Source organism: Clostridium sp. UBA3061, from assembly GCF_002367465.1.
Taxonomy (GTDB): domain Bacteria; phylum Bacillota; class Clostridia; order Clostridiales; family Clostridiaceae; genus Clostridium_J; species Clostridium_J sulfidigenes.
In genome coordinates this window covers 22,133-44,910 of record NZ_DFCF01000011.1, presented here as the reverse complement: position 1 = coordinate 44,910, position 22,778 = coordinate 22,133, and the positions used below count along the sequence as shown (strand labels likewise).

Genomic DNA, 22,778 nt, shown 5'->3' with positions numbered 1-22,778 from the left:
GCGTTCGTAAAAATGAACTGTTTTAAATTCTTACATATTGAGCAAAATCAAAGTTTTAGAAAACAATATTTAGAATAGTTCGAAAATATGGAAAAACATATAAACTATATTTAAACACTAATAAAAAATGGCTATTTTAAAGGGATTAATTTAGTAAATATCTTTTAAAAATGTGGCATAGATATTGCTTTACTATTAAAGTAAGAAATTTAGTAGGAGGCAATAGATATGTTACAAAATAGCATTAAAGAAGGAAACTTATATTTTTATGGATGTAATGTTCAGGAATTAGCACAAAAGTACGATACACCTTTATATGTAATATCTGAGGATTGCATAAGAAACAAGTGTAAAGAGTTAAAGGAAAGTTTCATAGAAAAGTATCCTAATACTAAGGCATTTTATGCAAGTAAAGCTTTTTTGACTTTAGAAATGTGTAAAATAATGAAAGAAGAAGGCATGGGAATAGATGTAGTATCAGGGGGGGAACTTTTTGTAGCAATTAGAGCTGGCATTGACCCAAAGGACATAATGTTTCATGGTAATAACAAGACAACAGCAGAATTAAAAATGGCCATAGAGTATAGTGTAGGAAGAATAGTGGTTGATAGTTTAGATGAATTACAAGTGCTTGATGACCTTGCCAATGAAGCAAATAAAGTTGTAGATATCTTATTTAGAATAACTCCAAATATAGATTGCAATACTCATAAGTATATAAGTACTGGTCAAAAGGATTCTAAATTTGGTATTCCATTAGATGATGAAATTATAAAGGAAGCTATAACTATAGCAACAACATCAAGAAATATAAATTTCAGAGGGATCCATTTCCATGTAGGCTCACAATTATTTGATAACTCCTCTCATCTGAAAGCTATAGAAAACGCAATTAGATTGATGAAAAAGCTAAAAAATGATTTAGATATAGAAATAGAAGAGTTAAATGTTGGAGGAGGCTTTGGCATAAAATATTTAGAAAGCGATAAGCCAAAATCTCTAAGCTATTTTATCGATGCAATAATGGAAGCAATTAAGAAAAAAACCTATGAAAATGGACTTAAAATGCCTAAGATTTTTATTGAGCCAGGAAGATGGATGGTTGGAGAAGCTGGTATAACTCTTTACACTGTGGGAACTATTAAGGATATTCCAGGAGTAAGAACCTATGTCTCCATAGATGGAGGATTACCAGACAATCCAAGAACCGCATTATATACAGCAAAGTATCAAGCATATTTAGCAAATAAAATGGATAATGAAAGAAATAAAACAGTTACAATAGCTGGAAAATGCTGCGAATCAGGAGATATACTAATATGGGATTTAATGGTGCCTCATTCTATAGAAAGAGGAGATATTCTTTCAGTTATGAGTACAGGTGCATATAATTACTCCATGGCTAGCAATTATAATAAAATTCCGAAGCCTGCTGTAGTGATGATAAAAGATGGACAAGAAAGAATTATTGTAAGACGTGAAAGCTACGAGGATTTAATTTCCATGGATGTAATTTAATAATTCTAGTTTAAATATGGGTGATATGAGATAATAACTACACATTATAAAATTTCGGGGGGATATAACGATGGAAGGATTTTTTAACTCCATAAATAAAATATTTGAATTTATAGTACCAGTGGCAGACTTTTTATGGGATTTTCCAACTAATTTTCAATGGTATTCTAATATTCCTATAATAGGAAAGTTTTCTTTAGCCATCTTACTTTTAGTAGGATCAGGTATTTATTTCACATTTAAAATGGGCTTTGTTCAATGTACTAAGTTTAAAAAAGGGATTAAAATACTTGCAGAGAAGAAATCTCATGAAGCTGGTATTAGTCCTTTAGCATCATTTCTACTAAGTTCAGCCATGAGAATAGGACCTGGGAATATAGTAGGAGTTACAGGAGCAATTAGTGTAGGAGGACCAGGAGCTATATTTTGGATGTGGGTTTCTGCCTTCTTTGGAATGGCTACAGCCTTTGTAGAAGCAGTTTTAGCTCAAATTTTTAAAGAGAAAAAGGACGATGAGTTTGTTGGAGGACTACCTTTTTATGGGATGAAGATTTTAGGAAATAAAAGAGCAATAGGAATAGTACTAGCTGTTTTATTTATTGTATATGCAATGTTCTGTATACCAGCTCAAACCTTTAATATTGTAACTAGTTTAAGTTCAGTAGTAGAAACAATTACAGGAACAGTTTATGAAAGACAATCATTACTATACTATGCAATTACTATATTATTAATAGCTTCAGTTGTAGTTACTGTATTTAAAGGAATAAATGGTGTTACCAAGGTTACAGATAAATTAGTGCCTATAATGGCTATAGTTTATGTAGGAATAACATTAGTAATAATTATATTTAACTTAGATAAAGTACCTGTATTTTTCACATCAGTATTTGCGGGTGCCTTTAAACCACAAGCCATCTTTGGTGGGGCCTTTGGTGTAGCACTTGCTCAAGGAATAAAAAGAGGTCTTATGTCAAATGAAGCTGGACAAGGTACTATAACTATGGCCGCAGCTACTGCAGATACTGATCATCCAGTAGAACAAGGATTAGTACAAGCTCTAGGCGTATTTTTAGATACTATGGTAATTGCCACAATGACAGGAATAGTTGTAGTTATGGCAAGCCTTTGGGCAGCTGAATCCGGAGTGGCTTGGGAGAGTATAAAAGGTTCTAAGCTAACAGTTTATTTAACCTCTGTACAATATTTAATTCCAGGTACAGCCTTTGACTCAATTGCTACTATAATAATATCTTTATGCTATGGATTATTTGCATTTACAACATTGCTTGGAATGATTCTATTTGCAGAGATATCAGGAAACTTTATATCAAAAAGTAAGAAATGTATTAATACCATAAGAAGTTTAGGTGCCTTTATATTTGTACCTTTTGGTTGTTTAACAGTTTTATCAGGACTAGAACTAGGGAACCTATGGTATATATCTGACTTAGTAAACATACTTGTTGTATATGCCAATGTACCTATATTACTATTAGGATGTAAAATTGTATTTAAAGCTTTAGATAATTATAATAGCACTAAAGGCGCAAAGTTTAACTCTCTAGATATAGGAATTGAAACTCCTTGCTGGGGAAACTATGGAATTGATGATTATAAAGAAGAGAAAGAAGTATCTATGTAAATATTTAAATTATATAAAAAATAGGATAATAATGTATACTAAAATATTACCCATATGATATAATAAATTATATAAGAAAAAATGGAGGAAACAACTGTGAGATATCTTAATATAAAAAAAGGATATACCCCAATGAGCAGCAGTTCTATGACTAAAACTGCAATATTGAAAACCAAGGGGTTACTGTATCTTTTTTTAAGATGATTTTGCAGGAATGATAGTCCTTCAACTTCAAAAGTAACTCCAAGACTTTATTATAAGATTAAATTCTTAATAATAGAGTCTTTTATTATGCTAATTAACAGAGTTCTTAGCTTCTATGAAGCTTTACTTATAGAAATCATTAGGGGGAGTTACAATGAATAACGTAAAAGAAAGTTTAAATATAAATAAAATTAATAAAGGGAAGAGCATAGATTACTTAGATAGGATAAAGAAAAATATAAAAATTGATTATATGTATAAGTTTTTATCTTCCATAGATATAAGTTCTGCCATTTGGGTATTATATTTAGCTCATAAAGGCATGTCTCTTATAGAAATAGGACTTTTAGAATCAGTTCACCATATAACCAGTTTAATATGTGAAGTTCCAACAGGAGCTATTGCTGATATTGTTGGAAGAAAGAATACTATAATACTTGGAAGGATAATGTCCGCAATTGGGGCAATCTTAATGCTGTTTTGCAATAGTTTTTTAGGGTTCGCCATTGCCTTTGTAATATCCGCCATATCTTATAATTTAAACTCAGGTTCAGAGGAAGCTTTGGTTTATGACTCCTTAAAGGTTACAGGAGAAGAGGAAAAATACCTAAAGATAAATGGAAATTTAAATTTTATAATTGAAGTAGCTCAAGGAATAGCTGTACTAGTTGGAGGAATATTATCAGATTACTCCTTTACATATAGCTATGGATTAGCAGCCATTGTAAGTATATGTGCACTAGGAATTTCCTTTGGATTTAAAGAACCAGAATTTCATGAAGAAGCAAAGGAAAGAGTGACTATAGTAGGCCATTTTAAAAGCTGTTATGAAGTAATGAAATCTAATAAAAAAATCATACTAATAATGATGTTTTTTGAATTAATATTTATGACCGGCACAACTACTCATTTTTATACTCAACAGTATTTTAGTGAAATGGGATACTCTAGAAGTTTCATAGCGATAATCTATGTAATATCAAGTATAGGCTGTGCCATAGGAGCAAAGTTCGCCTATAAAGTAGAAAGAAAATTAAAAAAAGCTATGCTTTATATAGTTCCGATGTTAGGAGGAGCGTGGCTTATAGTTCTTATTAGCAGTAAGAATTTAATTGCTATCATAGGATTTATTATGTTTTCTGTAAGTATAAATATCCTATATCCTGTTAGCTCTGACTATATAAATAAGCTTATCCCATCAGCTCAAAGAGCAACCTTAATATCTGTTCAAAGTATATGCTTCAGTATATTTATGATTATGATATTTCCATTATTAGGTGTCATAGGACAAGTAACTTCATTAAGGGTAGCTTTTATAGTACTTGCAGTGATTCTTTTCATAATAAGCTTTGGGAGCAGAAGAGTCTTAAAGGGGAATAATTGTTTCAAAGTTTTGTAAATTATGTTAAGATTAATTATATTAGGTGGTGTAGAATAAATATGAAGATTCAAAACAAAAAGACAGGTATAGCAGTGCTTATTTTAGTAGCAATAGAGCAGGCTATTAAAATGGTAATTAATAATAATTTTCTTGACAAAAAACTTCCTATATTGCCTCCTTTATTATACTTTAAGCCTATGTTCAATAGGGACTATTCATGGTTTAATTCTATGTTGCAATTAGGTATCGGTAAATGGATTCATATTTCAATAGTAGCAACTATGAGTATATTAATATATCTGTTTTATAAATATCTAAATAAGCAATTTGGACCTAACAAAACTATTAATATTATGTATGCTTTCATATTTTCTGGTGCCATGTGTTCATTAATTGACAAGATTTTTTGGAATGGTAGTTTAGACTATATATTAGTAAATGGGTTTTTTACATTTGACTTAAAAGATGTATATATAAATATTTTTATGGGGTTGCTAATCTTAGCATTGCTCTTTAAAAACAAAGTTTTAAACCAAATTGATGATGATATAGTAAAAGATTTTACTAAACATATTTTACGAAAGTTATAAATATAAATTTAATCATCGAAAGAATAAGAATTAACGGTTGCAGTTAAGTAACATTGTTCTAAAATTATTTGCCAACTTCTAAATAAATAATGGAAACAAGAAAAGCCGCATGTGGAATTAATATTCAACATGTGGCTTATTTTTATATGGATGTAGGTTGTATCTATTCAATTAAATTTTTTTTATATTCGTGGACATAAGTATTGTAGAAGTTATATATCAATTAAAAGAGGTTAACACTATAAAGATATAAAATTTGTTATTTAATAAAATATATGATAATATAGTAAAAAATATACTAAAGAATTTATAAGAATTGAAGGTGAGATTTTGAAAAATAAACTTATAAAGATTGAATTGAGTAGAGCAATTAAAAGTAAAACTATGGCTCTTGTACTTTTTTAGGACTATTAATTACAGTGTCACAAATATTTACATATGTTATCCCAATAGCCAATTTTAATGAAAGGGTTGTGGTGGATAATTATCCAATGGCGTTCTCAACCACCGTATTTCAGGCGTGGATTGGTAATATTAATATACTTTCACAGAGATATATATTTTTTACTTATTCGGGGAGGATATTTCATGAAAGAAAGGCTTAAAATAATAAAATATTTTATAATTGCTCTATTAATTTTAATACCAGGAATAAAATTGTTTCTTGATTTACAATTTCGAATTACACTATTGAATGATGACAAAATCATTTATACATACATTGCTATCTATTCTATTTTAGCAATAGTTTCAATATTTATGATGAAAAAATTTTTTTACATGGTGATAGCAATTATATTTTTGTTCATTTATGTATTTACATTACATATTGGTAATGGTTTAGATGATAGATTTCGTACTTCAGAAGAATATACCTCACCAAATAATGAAAATATATTAATAGTAAATATTCAAACTTCATGGTACCCAAGTGCTAATGTAAGATTTTATAAAAAAGTAGGCTCTTTCTTTAAAAAAACAATTAAGGCACCTAAAATAGAAGGCGAGTTTAATGATGATCGCGTTATAAGAATGGACATTTCATGGGAAGATGATAATACTGCGGTAATAAGTGGATTTATTGTTAAAAGAAATAGGGATAAACTTGAAAAGATTAAGGGAAATTTTCCAGATAAATGTGACTATGAAATAATAGATAACAATCTGTATTTAAAATTGGAATAATTAAGGAACTCCACAGAAGTTATTCTATGGAGTTCCTTAGTGTTTATATTATTTTCTTTATAGAAGTCTTCTTAATTTACTTATAAAAGTAAATGGTATAAACTGAATTTATTTGAATGTTATAGCTTTATATGATTATATATTTTACTAGTTATATCTTATTTTAGTTAATTATACTCATCATTAAGTGGCTCTGCTGCTTTAGATTCTCTTATACAAACGATATATTGAAAAAAATCTAACATGTTTGCTTCTAGTTCTTCTCCATTATAAGTATAATACATTGGTGTTTCAGAAAAAGGTGAATCCTCACCTGTTAATTTATAAATATTCAAATTGCCTTCTAATAAATCATTAGTTTCCTTAACTTGTGGATAAACAACTGCGAACTTATGTGGGGAATATCTACCATTCCCTGATATATTAATTTTCTCACAATTATCATAGTTATATATTACTGTCAAAAGCTTATCTTTAAATATTGAGTCATCAGAATTTAGATAGGCAGCAAACCACATTTTATCTTTTTCTTTACTTTGAAATGTATGGTTAAGTCCCCATTGTCCATAATACTTTCCCTTAGGCAATTCCTTTTGAAGAATTTTAAAGTTTTCATATATCATTTTATCTCTAGTGTTATCCCAATCAATATGATTATCCTTATGCTTATAAGCTTCTATTCGATTTAATACGTTAAAATTTACAAGGTTAAAACTAGTGAATTTTTCTCCAAGATACTTTCTATATATATCTTCCTTCTTTTCTATATCCTCTTGCAATTCCTTTGAACATTGAGCAGAAGTTTCATCAAATTTATCTGAATCCATAATGGCTAAATCTTTAAATTCACTTTCATCTTCTAAATCTATAGAACTATAGTTTTCTTTTAAATACTCTTGCATGATTTTTTTATTCTCAGGTGATTGTTCTAAAATTTTATCAGAGAATTCAATTGAATGTTCCTCTTTCTATATAATAAGCTATATCAATAGTTCATTTACGTTCATTTGGCAATATTATATTTTGAAAATAATTTATATATTTTACAATTTAAGTTTCTTTTATAAATTAGCTATTAAAGTAAGTTTCACTTAAATTTACTTCTAAAAGTCTAAATAATTTTAAAATAAGAAACTTAAGTTAAGATTTAGACTTTTCAAGTATCTTTTATTTAATTAAAAGTTTATTTTGATATACTTTAAAGGTAACCATTTTAATATTTGCTTTCTGTAAGCAAACAAATAAATATGTATAAATTGACAGAAGTTAACGCTATAAATATATTAAATTTGTTATTTAATGAAAAATATAATAATATAGTAAAAAATATACTAAAGTGATTTATTAGAATTGAAGGTGAGATTTTGAAAAATAAACTTATAAAGATTGAATTGAGTAGAGCGATTAAAAGTAAAACTATGGCTCTTGTACTTTTTTTAGGGCTATTAATTACAGTGTCACAAATTTTTACATATGTTATCCCAATAGCCAATTTTAATGAAAGGGTTGTGGTGGATAATTATCCAATGGCGTCCCCAACCACCGTATTTCAGGCGTGGATTGGTAATATTAATATACTTCCACAGAGCTATATATTTTTTGCCTTATTGCCATTGTTAGCGGCAATACCATTTGCAGATACCTTTTTTACTGACAGAAAAAGTGGATATATAAAAAATGTTCTTATTAGAACGAAAAAGAAGGATTATTTTTTAGCAAAATATATAGCTACCTTCATTTCAGGTGGATTAGCTATAACTATACCACTACTTGTTAATTTGATTATTGCAGCTATGTTTTTACCCTCATTTGTACCTCAAGTAACTCAAAGCTTTGCAATAGGACCAACACATTTATGGAGTAAATTATTTTTTACACATCCTTATATATATTTAATTGGATTTTTAATGATAGATTTTATTTTTAGTGGATTGATAGCTACTATTGGGTTATCAGTGAGTTTCTTCATTGAATATAGGTTCATGGCGTTAATTACACCATTTATAGTATATATATTTGTTTACACAGTACTAGGTTCTTTTAATTTAGCTAAATATATTCCCTTCTATTTTTTGCAGCCAGGATTTGAAGTATGTAATGGATATGTAGTTTTAGGAGAAATTATTGGATTATCAATCATTACATTTGGTATGTTTTTCTTCAAGGGAGTGAAAGATGATATATACTAATTTAAAAAATTGGACAAAAGAGTTTTTAAGAAATATAAAATGTAACTATCTAATAATCATAGGATATATGATTATTTTAGCTATTATAATTTTATTTCATATTAGAAGTGGAGTGTTTACTCATAATGTTCAAAGTGTGGCAGATGCATTTATATACGTATCAGCATATTGGTTTTTTGGAATTGAAATTATGATTTTAGCAAATTTTATGCTTTTTAACATTATTAAAGATGACCTAAGGATAAATAGTATTATAAAACAAAAAAGTAGGACTTTATTATGGATAAAACAGGTATATAAAATAAGCTTATTATCTATATTTTCTTCAATATGGATTTCCCTTTGCACTTATTTCTTTGGGGGATTAATGACTACACACTTTATAAACTGGAATAATGTGAATAGTATTTACTTTAAAATAAATAAAACTGTATGTAGCTCTATAAGTTTAAACTATGTAATTACAATGTTTTTATTATGTTCCTTTATCAGAATTGTTCTAATATTAACTATTTCATTATTAATATATTGGATAACAAATAAGAAGATTATAAGCTGGTTGTTTGTTGTAACCTTGGGATTTTTAGAAATTTCAGTACCAATTGTATGTAAAGTGATAAATATTGATTACACAGCAATTAATAGCATCTATAAATTAATTATTGGGTTTTCATATGGCATAGTTCTTATATTAATAGCAATAATATTAGGAGTTATTCTGGGAAAAAGAAAGGAATTTTATTATGAATAATATAAAATTTGGTGATGAAAAGAAAAAAGGAAGTTTCTTTTTACAGATTAAACATGATTTTTATAAAGGTACTATAGAGGGATGGAAAAGATATGCAATAGCCCTATGTATATTTATATTTTTATGTTTTGTATTTCAAATAAGAGCTGAAAAAATTATACAATTTAATAAGATTAGTAAAGAAATCTCTTTTTCAGATTTTATATTATTTATGTTTAGAGGAATGAATGTTTTTGATGGAAATGCAGTTGAACTACAAGATAAGCTGCCTCAATGGTTTTTAGTAAATATATATTTAAGCATTATCATTGGATATTTTCCATTGAAGGATTTAAGTGAATCAGGAATTCAGGTATTAATTAGAACTAAAAGCAGAGTTTCATGGTGGCTTTCTAAGTGTCTATGGGTCATATATAATGTTCTAATCTATTATACGATTTTTATCATTGTCATAACAGTTTTTTCACTTTTCCACGGAGGATTATCACTGGAACTATCAAAGGAGCTAAATCTGATATTATCAAATCTAGACATTTCAAAGTTTAATTTTAAAGGAATACTCGTAGTCGGAATAATACTTCCACTTATTACATCCATTACTTTTTCATTAATACAATTATTAATTTCACTCTTTACTAATTCAATTATAAGTAACATGTTTATCATTACTGTTTTAACTCTAACACCTTTTTATTGTAATTCATTTTTTATAGGTAATTATTTAATGATATTACGTAGTAATTTAAACATTGGAGACAGTGGAGTAAGTATAGTATATGGAATAGTTATATGTGTAGTATTATCAATAGCAACCATATTTATAGGAGCAAATAAAATTAAAAGGTATGATATTTTAGAAAAGTAATTATTTAAATGAGAAAATAAGGAGCATGAATATGGAGATAGAAGTAAGAAACTTAACAAAAAGAATTTCAGGAAATTTAATTCTTGATAATATAAATATAAAAATGACCAATGGTAAAATATATGGATTAAAAGGAAAAAATGGTTCAGGGAAAACTATGTTAATGCGAGCTATTTGTGGTCTTATTTTACCAACTGAAGGTGAAGTTATAATTGATGGACAAGTTCTTGGAAAGGATATTTCTTTTCCAAACAGTTTGGGAGCCTTAATTGAAAGTCCAGGTTTTATTTCTAATTATTCCGGATTTAAAAATCTTAAAATATTATCAGAAATACAAGGTAAGATAGATGATAATAAAATTAATGAAGTATTAACTATGGTTGGACTTGATCCAAAGGAAAAAAAGAAGTTTAAAAAGTATTCATTAGGTATGAAACAAAAACTAGGAATAGCAGCTGCAATAATGGAAGAGCCTGAGATAATTATTCTAGATGAACCAACTAATGCCCTTGATGAAAGTAGTGTAATATCTTTAAGAAAAACATTACAAAAATATCGTGATGCAGGAGCATTAATAATTATTTCATGTCATGATAGTGAGGAACTAGAATTTTTATCTGATGAAATTTTCTTTATGGAAAATGGAAGGTTAAAACCATATAATAAACGCCAAAAGGAAGGTGATAGTTATGAAGAAGAAAAGTAAAGTAATATCACTGGCTATTATTTTTATTTTAGTTATAGTAATTGGACTAAGATATAATTACATAAACAATAAGTATCCTCAGGCACCTGTAGAAGCTTATAACCTAGGGGATACCTTTGAATATAGAGGAATTACAGTAAAGGTAGAAAAAGCTAAGTTTATATCTGACAATGAAATAAAAAATATGAATCTAGAAGAATCTACTTTTTTTGAGAATGATGAAAGAAAAGCTATTGTAGCAACAGTTAACTTCAAGAATACAAGTAGTAAAGAGCAAAGCATAGAATGTGATTTTTTTGAAGCGGAATCTATTGATTGGCATAATGGTTTAAATTATGAAATGTTTATTACAATTAATGGAGAAGAGGCAAGTCCAAGCTTAACTTTAGCCCCAAATGAAGAAATCACATTAGATTTACCCTATGAAATGTTTGATTTTCAATATGATAAAAGTAGTTGGAAAAGAATTGAGGAAGTAAAATTTCGTTTAACATTAGATATATATCCAATAAAAAAGTATGTTAAACTTGAGATTTAATAATATATAAGCTCTAAGTAGTTATTGTTAAAGTTAATAACAAAAAAACTAGGGGAGTTATCTTTGTAAATACTTTACGTATATAAGGTAAAATTTTCAAGATATAATAAAATGCATAGAACTTAAAATGATTAATCAAATTATATTTTAAAAGTTTAAGATAGGGTTAACGTACCCTATTAAATAAGGGGGAAGACAATTGAAAATTAAAAAAAATATTTTTAAAGGAATTATGTTAGGAATGACGCTTATGACCATTATGTCAGCTAAATTAACTATCGCAGAAGCAAATAACTATACAGACACTGGATTTGGAGGTTTTTACTCAGGATATAATACTGTGAATACGGAGTACAGACCTAAGGAAGATGACTCTTCGTCATATATAAATAATTCAGGGTCACCTTGTGGTGTTTATGTTGATGTATGGGGTGCTAGAGGTAAGTTTGAAATTGCTAGAGATGGCAGAGGAATGGTTTTTTATAAATATGACGGACAAGAAGCTTCTTGTAATGTTAGTCAGAATAATGTATTAGTAGGAAAAGGACAAGCTAAAAAGTTACCTAACTATGTAAATGAAAGAAATTATAATGCTGGATCACTTAGAATGACAGGAACTCAATTAAGGGTAAATTTATCAGGGTTATGGAGTCCAGATAGTATATAATAAAATATCGAAAATAAAATAGTATACTTATGATTTGATTAATTGTTTGAGTTATATTTATAAAAATTTATCAAGATAGGATTAAAGGACATCCTATTCTTAGAGGGGGAAGACAATTGAAAATTAAAAATAATATTTTTAAAGGAATTATGTTAGGAATGGTACTCATGACAATAATGACAGTAAAAGTACCTATTGCTGAAGCAAATAACTATGTAGATACTGATTTTAAAGAGTTTTATTCTGGATACAATATAGTGGAAACAAAATATAGATATAAGTCAGATGACTCATCAGCATATATATTTAATTTAGGTTCACCTTGTAGTGTTTACGTTGATGTATGGGGGGGCTATGCTGTCTTCGACGATGCTGGTAATGCTTCTGTTAGACCAACTCAGCAAGAATGCTGCAATTACAATGGAAATGTATTAGTAGGTAAGGGACAAGCTAAAAAGTTACTTAATAATGTAAATGAAAAAGGTTATAATGCTGCACAACTTCGTATGACAGGAAATCAATTAAGGGTATATTTATCTGGAAAATGGAGTCCAGATAGCATATAATTTAAGGATAAATTTAAGAAAGAAGATTGTAGGATATATATTTGTATTTTACAATCTTTTTTAACGAAAATCTTAAAAGTGTTCAAGTTGAAGGTTTTTAGTATACATTTTGACATGTTCAATATTATAAAAAAATATAATTTTATATTAGTATTGTGTTGGGAGATTAAAAAATGAAAGAAAAAATGGGGAGATTAATTTTAAAAATTATTATAGCAACCATGTTTATTTGCAGTGTCTATATACTTATAGTTAAAGGTATGCCTATTCCAGGAAAAAATGTTTGGAATAATGAAGAAGTAGCAGAGGAAGATGTAGGAAATCTTGAAAAAGAAGAAAGTGAATTAAGGCTATATGAAATAGGAGAAGAGATTACATTTGGACCCTATACATATAAAGTTAATTCGGCAATGGAATCAAAAGAAAAAGGAAACTTTCCTGCACCTACAGATTATTCAAAAAGATATACATTTGATGAAAATGGCAACATAACTGGAGATAATTCTTATGTAGTAGTCAATTTAACTATTGTGAATAATACAAAAGAAGTTAAGGTACTCTACTTAAACAGCATGGGATTAGCGGTATATAAAAATAATAATACTAATGAATGTGATTATAGTGAATGTTTATCTTCAAGTAAACTAGAAGGTTATGGAAGAAAAGATTATTTTAGTACACAGCTTGAGCCATCAGTAGAATATACCTATGATCTTGTATTTATAATTCCAGATGAATCATTAAAAACCAATGAAGGTCAGCTTGTAATTAGAAGACAAGATGCCTCAACAGAAAAAGAATATGAAGATAAGATGAGATGTGTAGAAGTAAAATTTCATTAAATGAATATTCATATAAGGAGGTAAAAAGTGAAAGGAAAAATGGGTAAAGTAATTTGCATAATAATTATAGCAGGAATGTTTATTTGCAGTATCTATATACTTATAGTTAAAGGTATGCCTATTCCAGGAGAAAATGTTTGGAAGAATGAAGAAGTAGCAGAAGATGAAGGAAATCTTGAAAAAGAAGAAGCAAAAGAAGAAAGTGAAAAAAGGATTTTTCAAGTAGGAGAAGAGTTTACCTTTGGACCTTATACATATAAGGTGAATTCAGCAATGGAATCAAAAGAAAAAGGAAACTTTCCTGCACCTACAAATTGGAGTGAACGATATACATTTGATGAAAGTGGAAACATAACTGGAGAGAATTCTTATGTAGTAGTTAATTTAACTATTGTGAATAATACAAAAGAAGTTAAGGAGCTCTACTTAAATAGTATGGGATTAGTAGTATATAAAAATAATAGTACTAATGAATGTGATTATAGTGAATGCGTCTCTTCAAGTAAATTAGATGGTTTTGAGAGAAAAGATTATTTTAGAACAGAGTTTGAGCCATCAGTAGAATATACTTATGATCTTATATTCATAATTCAAGATCAATCATTAAAAACTAATAAAGGGCGGCTTGTAATTGAAAGGCAAGATGCCACAACCAGAAAAGAAGACGAAGATAAGAAAAGACTTGTAGAAGTAAATTTTTAATTTTATTATTAAGCTTTAGAATAGAAAGATAAGAAAAGAAATCCAATGTTGAATTATTTATCAAATATTGTATAGTCAACTATATCAGGAGGTGATTTATATAGAATTTATTACAAAGTTTTTTTTGAAGTTCCAGCAGCTATAAATCTTTTAGTAATTAACATATTTTATATAGTTGGTAGCTTAGTGGCATTTCCTTTGATACAAAAGAGTAGCATGTTAGAAAAAGAAAAAAAATTAGCTACTATTTTAGATACAGTATTTTTGATTCTAAATATGTTTGCCTTATTTGCATTATTTGCAATAAGTATATTTTTTTCTACTTTTATTTTTGACTCTGTTTTAAAATAGTGTTGATAATATATTATAGGTATGTAATATATTTAATTTAAAAGTGCAGTGATTCGAAATCACTGGACTTTAGTTCGTAATAGTTTAAGGTTGTAAGCTTATTTTTGAGCCGAAAAATCTGATACTTTTAAATCTATTTAATTTTACTATGATTAATTCAGGTAATATTAAAGCAGATATTTTTTATGTTCAAGATCAAAATCTCTATTCATATTTTTACAATGCTTTTTTATGAAGCTTCTGAAAATTCCTCAGGTGTAATCCCGAAGCACATCAATGCATCGTTGTAGAACATCATAACATCAACCATTTCTTCAACAAAAGCAGCTCTAACTGTTTCATCATTCATAATATCATTTTCTCCACGTTTTTCAATTATCGCTATTACTTCTCCCATCTCTTCTATCATCCATAACAAGCTGTTACGACCATTCTCTGCACAAAGAGGAGTCCATTTTTCTTTATATTTTTCCTGTAGTTCCTTTTGCATGGCCATAATTTCTGAAAATTTTAAATCTGCCATTTTTCTACCTCCAATAGTTAATTTATAATTATTTGCTTATTAGACATATTATATCACGATATCTATTTTGTATTTACTTTTATTGGTGTACAATTAATTTATAATAATGAGGCTACAAAATAGGGCATGAAATATCGAGTGTAAATATATTTATAAAGATACTATTAAATTGGGAGTGAGAAGAATGGATTGGATAAAAAATTTAAATGAGTCTATAAATTATATAGAAGAAAACCTTCATGGGGAAATATCCTATGAAACTATTTCAAAAATTGCTGGATGTTCTGTCTACAATTTTCAAAGAATGTTCTCATATATAGCGGACAAGCCTTTATCGGAGTATATAAGAAACAGACGATTAACAATGGCAGTCTTTGATTTATTAAATAGCACAGAAAGAATAATTGATATTTCTTTAAAGTATGGATATGAATCTCAAGATTCATTTACCAGGGCATTTAAAAAGTTTCATGGAGTACTACCCTCAAGTGTTAGAAATGAAACTGTACAGTTGAAATCCTGTCCTAAGCTTTCCTTTCAAATTTCAATAAAAGGAGAAAATCATATGAATTATCAAATTGAACAATGGCCTGAATTTAGAGTAATGGGAGTATCACATAAAGTAAAAACAACCCAGGCCTTTGAAGTAATTCCTCAGATTTGGGAAAACTCATGGAAGGATGGAACTATGAAAATGTTCCTTGACAACTTTCCCGACTATAGACCTGCAGGTTTTTTAGGAATTGCTCAAGGAGGACAATGGGGAGAGTCGGAAGAAATGGAATACATCATAGCTGTGACAAATCATGTTGATGTACCAAATTGCAAACATGTTCCAGTACTTGAAGGAATGAAGGAGTTTACTTACCCTGCTGCAACATGGGCAATTTTTGAAGCTAATGGAGAACTGCCAGATGCGACTCAAAAGGTTTATAAGCAATTTTATAGTGAATGGCTTCCTAATTCAGGATATGAATTAGCTGATCTTCCTGTAGTTGAATGCTATATGCAAGAAAATCATCAAGAAGTTTGGATTGCTATTATTAAAAAGTAGAAAATATTAAATAATTGCAACTTATTAGAAAAACTTCTAAAATACTCTTGTAATTGACGTAGCGTCAAATGATATTATTTTCTTATGAGGACCTCATAGATTGAAAAAGGAGGTGGTTAAATGAGCCATTTTGAACCAATTCACCAGGTATCGGAACAATTTGGATTAACCAGTCGTACACTTCGTCACTGGGAAGACAAGGGGCTTTTCTATAGTACCCGAGATCCACAATCAGGCTGGCGTATGTACAATAGTGAAGCACTACAGAGAATACGTCTTGTAATATTGCTTAGGGAACTGGATATTCCTTTGAAATTTGTAAAAGTCATCATTGACAGTGCAGACACTAAAGTTACTTCAAAGATTATTAGAAATCAAATTAATAAGCTAAGTGAAGAAAATATTGTGATTACTAATCGAAAAAACTTGTTAAGTAAATGTCTTTCAATTATAAACTCCATGGAGCTTCCATCCAATGAGTCAGAATACCTTGTGAATATGGAAGAAACATTGGCACTTCAAATCATTTCTACAAATAATATGATAGAGCAATGGGAGGATATTATTATGACAAATAACGCAATTACTTCAGGAGCATTACGAATTGTTAGTTTACCTGATATGAGGGTAGCAGTATGTAATGTGATAAGCACTTCTCCAGAGGATGAAGCACTAAAAAAAGTATTGGATTGGGCAGAATCAGAACATTTAATGGGTACTGCTAGAATTTTTGGTTTTAATACCACAGCATATAGTCCAGGTTGTACAGAGTATGGATGGACAGCTTCTATTACTGTACCAGAACAGGTTGTAATTCCAGAATGTTTTGAAGAAAAAAGGTTGCCAGGTGGTCTATATGCATCACTAAATAGTACTAATGAAGTATACGATTCATGGCAAACATTAATGCGATTATTGAAAGATAATAATGCATATGCTGTTGATGAAAGCCGTTCATGTCTTGAGGAACACATACCTAGTGGTGAAGGAAATGATTTTTATTTAAATCTGCTTGAGCCAATAACTAAAAAATAACTTTTAGAATCATTAGCATTTATATAACTAGCTATGTCATCTTAGTTTAAAGTTTAATTTATTCAAAACGCTGCACATTCAGAAATGAATATGCAGTGTTTTTTAGCAATTTGAGGATATAAAATATTTAGATTATAAGTCAATGCAGAAATGCTAGTGTAAATCATCAGGATAATTACTAAGGTTGTCTATGGTAAAATTATTTTAAATTTACTTTTATTAGTGTATAATTAATTTTAGAGTTAATAATTAACTTTAAGAAAAAATATCAAAGGAGTATGCACAATTGAAGAAAATAAAAATATTATTAACTATTCTAGTTATTATTGTAGCTATATTAAACATTACAGGTAAGTGGAACAATATTCCTATTATGCTTTTACTAGTTGCCTTAATAAATATTTTTAATGGAATACAAAGTTATAAAGATAATAGAAAAATTGAAGCAGTTATGTTATTTATAGCTGTAATTTTTACAGGGGGAGTAGCTATTTATATGTTATTTTTATAATCAATAACATTTATAGAGGTGAAGTGCTTGATAAAAAATAAAAGAAGTAACAAGATATACACTCCAGGTATTTTTGCTCTTTTTGGAATGTCAATAGGATATTACATAGATAGAACCTTTTCTTCATACTCTTGGCGTGGATCGATAGGAGTGTGTTCTGGTCTTATTATTGGGTTTGCATTGGGGAAGCTAGTAGATTATGTAGCTACTAAAAAGGTAAAACACTAAATTAATTTTAGAGTTGATAATTAATTATAAACCATAGGGAACAAATAAAGGGGAGTATATTAAGTGGATTTAAAATCATGGAACGATGATATTAAGGAATTAAGAAAGATAATATTGAAACCAGATAAAATTCAAGAAAGTAAAAGCTTGGCTTTAAGTTTGCATTCAATGGTCCATTTATCCATTATGTCAGGAGTAGATAAAAAAACTTTTGAAGATGAATTATGGGAAGGGTTAGATGAAAATACATTTAGAACTTCACAAAATCAAAAGGGACGTACTATCGCCTATGGCATTTGGCATTGTACTAGGATAGAGGATATAACAATGAATTTATTAGTTGCAGGCGATAAACAGATATTTAATAGGGGAAAATGGCAAGAAAAAATCAACTCCAATATCACAGATACTGGTAATGCAATGTCAGAAGATAATATTATGGAATTTAGTAAAAATATAAATATGGAAGAATTAAAAAATTATAGAATTGAAGTAGGAAGAAGGACAAGAGACATAGTAGAGAATCTTTCCACTCAGGATATGAAAAGAAACTTTGATAAACATAGATTGCAACGTATATTAGATGAGAGAGCAGTATTGGATGTAAAGGCATCAAATTGGCTTATTGATTTTTGGGGCAGAAAGAATGTAGCGGGAATTATATTAATGCCAATGACTAGACATCAAGTGATACACATAAATGAATCTTTAAGTGCAAAAAAGAAGTCCAAATCAAAGGCTTTATAACAGGAGGATATAAATGAAGATTAATGATATTATTATTTCAGTGCTTCTTATTTTAATAATACTAAAGCAACTAAAATATATAAAAGCCTTAATAATACCAATAAGAAAAAGGCTTATAGAGATTGTTGTTGTATTGTTTGGTATTATTATTCTCATAGGCATTATGTATTTTTATGCTAATACTTGGATTCATTATGTAATAGGAATGTTATGTATTTTTACGTTTATAAGCAGCTGGATTAAGGGAGGAATTAGCTCCCAAGGCTTTATATCAATGTATAGATATAAAGAGATTATATTGTGGAATGAGATTGAGAAAATTCAACTAACTAATTCAAAGGATGTAAAAGTTAAACTATTTGGTGGTTTTATGGAGCAAACCTTTCATTTTAAAACCAGTGATTACCAGAAAGTTATTAATATTTTAAAGGAAAAATTACCTGTGGAAGTAGAGTTAGAAATAAATAATTATAAATAATTATGTAAAAATAAAAATACCTCATTATTCTATTTTGGATAATGGGGTATTTTGCAAGTAATCACTTAATTTTGATTATTACACCTTAATTTACTTATATATGCATTATGATTAATATCTGAAATTATAAATAATGTCATCCTTTATTTCTGGTTCCTCTGCTCCAATACTACTATATAATTTACATGCTGGTGAGTTGCTTATATTTGTTGGAATCCATATTTTCATTGAATTATTTAATTTTCCATCTTCAATAATTTTATTAATTAATCTTTTGCCAATACCATTTTTTCTACAGGACTTTAATGTACCTATTTCATATAAGCAAATCATACTTTGGGTGGTATCCAGACGACTTTGAACATAAGCAATTGCATATGAAACAACTTTTTCATCCATTGCTGCAACATAAAACAAATTATCGTCATTGGATAAAAATTTTTCTATAGCTTTCTTGTTAAAACAACATGGATCTTCTTCGCTTTTAACATTAATAATGGCATCTTTAATATATGAAATTTCATTGATACCGCATCTAAACATGTTTAAATTCATTTAGAATTCCTCCACAATATTTTATAAATAATTGTTGCTCATAGTATAATGCTAGAGGTAATACAAGTAAATTATAACATATAATACAAAATATCAATGAGTATTTTATATTTCATATTCTATAGGTTACTTATCTTTATATATTTCTAAATACTTTTTATAATTATAGTCCACTATATCAACATAATTTGCAGTTTCCTTATAAGGGATGTTATTTAGTGTTGCTCCATCACTTGAATAATTACTATCCTGTAACCATTCAGTGGTAATATTCATTCCCGCATTATAGGCTGCAACTACAGTATTTTGCTCAGAAAAGTTTTTCTGAAGGATAGAAATGAAAAACACACCATATCGAATATTAGTATCTGCATCAAACAAATCATCATAGGTGGTAGAACTTTCTCCTAACTGAGGTTTTAGCCAGTTAAAGGTATCTTCTGTTAGCTGCATTAAACCTCTTGCTTTAGCTGAAGAAATAGCCTGGTTATTAAAATTGCTTTCCTGTTTTATCATTGCATACACCAAATATTTATCAACATCAAACTCTTTACAATATTTATTTATAGAATCTTTATACTCAATCTGAAAGGTTTCTTGTTCATGAGGATTTTTACTGTTAAAAGAATAAATAAATAACATACCCCAACCAATAATAATTAAAATAAATAAAAGTTTTTTAAAACTAAATCTTTTTTTCTTCAAAAAAGTTCCTCCTCAAAGCTTATTTACCATAGGCGAAATAGTTATAGCCTTTTTTATATTTTAAAACTTATCTATAACTAGCTTATTTAATTTAATTATAGATTAAAACACTTAAGGAATTCATTACAAATTTCTTAAGTGTTTAATATATTTATATTATTTAATTTACATTTAAGGAAAGTGTGAAATATACATAAATATTTATGCACAATTATTAAACAGATGTAGCAAACTTACATATCCTCGTATACTGGTTCTCCTTCAATAAAAGTAGAAACAAGCCCAAACCTTTCAAAGTAAGTACACATCTTTTGACATGCAAATTTTTCAGTAGAATAATGGGTTCCACCCAAAACATTAATATGATTTTTTTGTTCAAGCTCATGAACTTCTAAATAATTTTTGTTATTCACTGAAATACCTGTAATAAGAACATCCACCTTATTTTCAATCATTTCAGAAGCAGTAGCTATATTATTACCTCCACCTGCTACAATGGCTACTCTCCCATCTTTTATATTATTATTTCCATATAAATAGCATTTTTTATATTGCATGTTTACTTATATGTCGCAGTGTGATATAGTTTTAATATGATATATCACACCGTGACATATAGACATATAGAAAAATAGTAATACTAGAAAGAAGGTATTTTAATGAGTGAGGATAAAATTTTAAAAGCATTCATGCCTATGACAGAAACAGCTTTCTACATTCTTCTTTCACTTACAGAACCAAGACATGGTTATGGAATAATACAACATGTAGATAAAATTACTAATGGAAGAATAAAGTTAGGTTCTGGTACAGTTTATGGAACATTAGGTAAAATGGAAAAAAGTCAAATTATATCAATTTACTCTGATGAAAATAGGAAAACAATATATGAAATTACAGAACTGGGGAAGAGATTAATAAAAGCAGATATAGAGAGGATTAAAGAATTACATGATAATGCAATAAAATATGAGGGGGATTTTTCATGAGAATTTTTAAACCATTTTGGAGCTTAAATATTAAAAATATAGAAAACTGGTTAAGTAAAAAAGCTTTAGAGGGTTATATTTTGAAAGATGTTAACCTTCTTCTAAAACTATTTATCTTTGAAAAGGGAGAAGAAAGCAATATTAACTATAGAATTTCATTTGAGAAAAGGGGGATTACAGAGTTACAACCTTCTTTAATAAAAAATGGATGGTACAAAGCTTGTAGAAAAGGTAGATGGTTTTTCTTAGCAAATGAAAAGAATCTAGAAGATATAAAAGCTGAGCCATCTCGAGAGCCTTTACTAAGTAGATTTAAAATAGCTCAAATTCTTTTATCATTAATTCCAATTTATCTTGCTGCAAATATTGGCATTTTCCTAATATTTTTGATTCCAATGATAATTTTTTATTTTTTAGGTATTGGAGATATCACCTTCATAAAAGAAGTGTCTCCTGAGAAAATACAACATATAGAAACTTCTTATTTTACTTTGTTAGATATTTTAAATGTTGTAAAAGCGCTAGGTATTATAGCTCTGTTCATATATCCACTATATAGATTAAGGAAGAATGAATCGCAGATAAAAGAGGAATTAGGCTCTGATTATGTTAAATTTGATGGGGAATATGTATCTGAAAAGGAAGGTTCACTACAAGAACATAGGAAGTTAATAGAGAAAAGATGCCCTAGTTTTTTAGAACCAGATAAATTAGAAAAATGGTTAGAAGATATGGAAGCAAAAGGCTTTAATCTTTATAAAGTTAAAAAAGGGAATATGAAATTTTATTTTACTAAGGGAGCTCCTAGAAAAATTAGATATATATTAGATTTTCAAAATAACCCTACAGCTGCATATTATGAAATATTTAAACTGGATCAATGGGAACTTGCATATACTGTTGGAACATTACCAGTTAAATGGAGTCTATGGAGTAAAGAATACACAGGCGAAAGACCTAATATATATACAAATAGGGAGGAACAAGCTTCTAATGCTAAGAAAATGGCTTTAACTTATTCAGCATTTTACCTACCTATTATAGCTATTATTTCTTATAGCATTATAAAAGTATTTATTCTTTTAATTAATGATATTTCAAGGACAATAGAAGTTTTACCATATATGATTTTCATAGTATTATTTCTTGTGTCTATATTATTCTTATTTTGTTTCCCTTATTCAAAAATAATTTCATTCTATATTAGGGCCAAAGTGAGGGAATACTAGTATTATAAGGTGAATTATTTCATT

Annotated in this window: 27 protein-coding genes; 22 read left to right on the top strand and 5 right to left on the bottom strand. The window is 28.3% G+C overall.

Features of this window, described 5'->3' with window-relative positions; all coding sequences use genetic code 11:
* Nucleotides 1-228 precede the first annotated feature (228 nt).
* From lysA to B2P65_RS10375, 5 genes are all read left to right on the top strand, one after another.
* Complete coding sequence (gene lysA, locus B2P65_RS10395; RefSeq protein WP_346880138.1) at nt 229-1,518, top strand: diaminopimelate decarboxylase; 1,290 nt, start codon at nt 229-231, stop codon at nt 1,516-1,518.
* Between the two features lie 70 nt (nt 1,519-1,588).
* Nucleotides 1,589-3,163 carry an amino acid carrier protein gene (locus tag B2P65_RS10390; RefSeq protein ID WP_346880137.1) on the top strand — a complete coding sequence of 525 codons (1,575 nt, stop codon included), beginning with the start codon at nt 1,589-1,591 and terminating at the stop codon, nt 3,161-3,163.
* A 358-nt stretch (nt 3,164-3,521) separates the two neighbouring features.
* Nucleotides 3,522-4,766, top strand: a complete 1,245-nt coding sequence (locus B2P65_RS10385; RefSeq protein WP_346847098.1) for an MFS transporter — start codon at nt 3,522-3,524, stop codon at nt 4,764-4,766.
* Between the two features lie 41 nt (nt 4,767-4,807).
* Nucleotides 4,808-5,338: a signal peptidase II gene (locus B2P65_RS10380; protein WP_346847099.1), complete on the top strand. Its 531-nt coding sequence runs from the start codon at nt 4,808-4,810 to the stop codon at nt 5,336-5,338.
* A gap of 588 nt (nt 5,339-5,926) precedes the next feature.
* Nucleotides 5,927-6,523 carry a hypothetical protein gene (locus B2P65_RS10375; protein WP_346880136.1) on the top strand — a complete coding sequence of 199 codons (597 nt, stop codon included), beginning with the start codon at nt 5,927-5,929 and terminating at the stop codon, nt 6,521-6,523.
* Nucleotides 6,524-6,690: 167 nt separating this feature from the next.
* Here the strand turns inward: B2P65_RS10375 and B2P65_RS10370 are convergent, their stop codons facing one another.
* On the bottom strand, nt 6,691-7,425 hold the full coding sequence (locus tag B2P65_RS10370; protein WP_346878089.1) for a hypothetical protein: 735 nt from the start codon (nt 7,423-7,425) through the stop codon (nt 6,691-6,693).
* 462 nt (nt 7,426-7,887) lie between these two features.
* Between B2P65_RS10370 and B2P65_RS10365 the strand changes: the two genes are divergently transcribed.
* The 9 genes from B2P65_RS10365 (at nt 7,888) to B2P65_RS10325 (ending at nt 14,349) form a co-directional block, all read left to right on the top strand.
* Nucleotides 7,888-8,712: a hypothetical protein gene (locus B2P65_RS10365; RefSeq protein WP_346847103.1), complete on the top strand. Its 825-nt coding sequence runs from the start codon at nt 7,888-7,890 to the stop codon at nt 8,710-8,712.
* Nucleotides 8,699-9,463, top strand: coding sequence for a hypothetical protein (locus B2P65_RS10360; protein ID WP_346880135.1), 765 nt, complete (start codon nt 8,699-8,701; stop codon nt 9,461-9,463). Before B2P65_RS10365 ends, B2P65_RS10360 begins: the two co-directional genes overlap by 14 nt.
* Complete coding sequence (locus B2P65_RS10355; protein WP_346847105.1) at nt 9,456-10,328, top strand: hypothetical protein; 873 nt, start codon at nt 9,456-9,458, stop codon at nt 10,326-10,328. Before B2P65_RS10360 ends, B2P65_RS10355 begins: the two co-directional genes overlap by 8 nt.
* Nucleotides 10,329-10,359: 31 nt before the next feature.
* The gene (locus tag B2P65_RS10350) at nt 10,360-11,034 is read left to right on the top strand and encodes an ATP-binding cassette domain-containing protein (RefSeq protein ID WP_346847106.1); all 675 of its coding nucleotides are present in this window, start codon (nt 10,360-10,362) and stop codon (nt 11,032-11,034) included.
* Nucleotides 11,018-11,572 (top strand): hypothetical protein, encoded by a 555-nt coding sequence (locus B2P65_RS10345; protein ID WP_346877647.1) that lies wholly within the window; start codon nt 11,018-11,020, stop codon nt 11,570-11,572. The genes B2P65_RS10350 and B2P65_RS10345 overlap by 17 nt, the downstream gene beginning before the upstream one ends.
* A 199-nt stretch (nt 11,573-11,771) precedes the next feature.
* Nucleotides 11,772-12,239, top strand: coding sequence for a DUF2712 domain-containing protein (locus tag B2P65_RS10340; RefSeq protein WP_346847108.1), 468 nt, complete (start codon nt 11,772-11,774; stop codon nt 12,237-12,239).
* A gap of 116 nt (nt 12,240-12,355) precedes the next feature.
* Nucleotides 12,356-12,805 carry a DUF2712 domain-containing protein gene (locus B2P65_RS10335; protein WP_346847109.1) on the top strand — a complete coding sequence of 150 codons (450 nt, stop codon included), beginning with the start codon at nt 12,356-12,358 and terminating at the stop codon, nt 12,803-12,805.
* A 173-nt stretch (nt 12,806-12,978) separates the two neighbouring features.
* Nucleotides 12,979-13,647: a DUF4352 domain-containing protein gene (locus B2P65_RS10330; RefSeq protein WP_346847110.1), complete on the top strand. Its 669-nt coding sequence runs from the start codon at nt 12,979-12,981 to the stop codon at nt 13,645-13,647.
* 27 nt (nt 13,648-13,674) lie between these two features.
* Nucleotides 13,675-14,349 carry a hypothetical protein gene (locus B2P65_RS10325; RefSeq protein WP_346880134.1) on the top strand — a complete coding sequence of 225 codons (675 nt, stop codon included), beginning with the start codon at nt 13,675-13,677 and terminating at the stop codon, nt 14,347-14,349.
* A 580-nt stretch (nt 14,350-14,929) separates the two neighbouring features.
* On the opposite strand, the gene B2P65_RS10320 is transcribed toward B2P65_RS10325, so the two are convergent.
* On the bottom strand, nt 14,930-15,223 hold the full coding sequence (locus B2P65_RS10320) for a nucleotide pyrophosphohydrolase (RefSeq protein ID WP_346880133.1): 294 nt from the start codon (nt 15,221-15,223) through the stop codon (nt 14,930-14,932).
* 184 nt (nt 15,224-15,407) lie between these two features.
* Between B2P65_RS10320 and B2P65_RS10315 the strand changes: the two genes are divergently transcribed.
* From B2P65_RS10315 to B2P65_RS10290, 6 genes are all read left to right on the top strand, one after another.
* Nucleotides 15,408-16,277 (top strand): AraC family transcriptional regulator, encoded by an 870-nt coding sequence (locus B2P65_RS10315; protein WP_346880132.1) that lies wholly within the window; start codon nt 15,408-15,410, stop codon nt 16,275-16,277.
* 120 nt (nt 16,278-16,397) lie between these two features.
* Nucleotides 16,398-17,312 (top strand): MerR family transcriptional regulator, encoded by a 915-nt coding sequence (locus tag B2P65_RS10310; protein WP_346880131.1) that lies wholly within the window; start codon nt 16,398-16,400, stop codon nt 17,310-17,312.
* Nucleotides 17,313-17,598: 286 nt separating this feature from the next.
* Complete coding sequence (locus B2P65_RS10305) at nt 17,599-17,823, top strand: hypothetical protein (protein WP_346877651.1); 225 nt, start codon at nt 17,599-17,601, stop codon at nt 17,821-17,823.
* Between the two features lie 27 nt (nt 17,824-17,850).
* Nucleotides 17,851-18,051, top strand: a complete 201-nt coding sequence (locus tag B2P65_RS10300) for a hypothetical protein (protein WP_346877652.1) — start codon at nt 17,851-17,853, stop codon at nt 18,049-18,051.
* 63 nt (nt 18,052-18,114) lie between these two features.
* A complete protein-coding gene (locus B2P65_RS10295; RefSeq protein ID WP_346880130.1) occupies nt 18,115-18,798 on the top strand; it encodes a DinB family protein in 684 nt (227 codons plus the stop codon).
* 13 nt (nt 18,799-18,811) lie between these two features.
* A complete protein-coding gene (locus tag B2P65_RS10290) occupies nt 18,812-19,276 on the top strand; it encodes a hypothetical protein (protein WP_346880129.1) in 465 nt (154 codons plus the stop codon).
* Nucleotides 19,277-19,387: 111 nt separating this feature from the next.
* Here B2P65_RS10290 and B2P65_RS10285 read toward each other — a convergent pair whose 3' ends face one another.
* The 3 genes from B2P65_RS10285 to B2P65_RS10275 all read right to left on the bottom strand — a co-directional run bounded on the left by B2P65_RS10285 (nt 19,388) and on the right by B2P65_RS10275 (nt 21,093).
* Nucleotides 19,388-19,831 carry a GNAT family N-acetyltransferase gene (locus B2P65_RS10285; protein ID WP_346847119.1) on the bottom strand — a complete coding sequence of 148 codons (444 nt, stop codon included), beginning with the start codon at nt 19,829-19,831 and terminating at the stop codon, nt 19,388-19,390.
* A 126-nt stretch (nt 19,832-19,957) separates the two neighbouring features.
* The gene (locus B2P65_RS10280; RefSeq protein ID WP_150844570.1) at nt 19,958-20,536 is read right to left on the bottom strand and encodes a transglycosylase SLT domain-containing protein; all 579 of its coding nucleotides are present in this window, start codon (nt 20,534-20,536) and stop codon (nt 19,958-19,960) included.
* Nucleotides 20,537-20,769: 233 nt separating this feature from the next.
* Nucleotides 20,770-21,093 carry a Nif3-like dinuclear metal center hexameric protein gene (locus tag B2P65_RS10275; protein WP_346880128.1) on the bottom strand — a complete coding sequence of 108 codons (324 nt, stop codon included), beginning with the start codon at nt 21,091-21,093 and terminating at the stop codon, nt 20,770-20,772.
* A 102-nt stretch (nt 21,094-21,195) separates the two neighbouring features.
* On the opposite strand from B2P65_RS10275, the gene B2P65_RS10270 reads away from it, so the two are divergent.
* A complete protein-coding gene (locus B2P65_RS10270) occupies nt 21,196-21,525 on the top strand; it encodes a PadR family transcriptional regulator (RefSeq protein ID WP_346880127.1) in 330 nt (109 codons plus the stop codon).
* Nucleotides 21,522-22,754, top strand: a complete 1,233-nt coding sequence (locus B2P65_RS10265; RefSeq protein WP_346880126.1) for a DUF2812 domain-containing protein — start codon at nt 21,522-21,524, stop codon at nt 22,752-22,754. The genes B2P65_RS10270 and B2P65_RS10265 overlap by 4 nt, the downstream gene beginning before the upstream one ends.
* Nucleotides 22,755-22,778 lie beyond the last annotated feature (24 nt).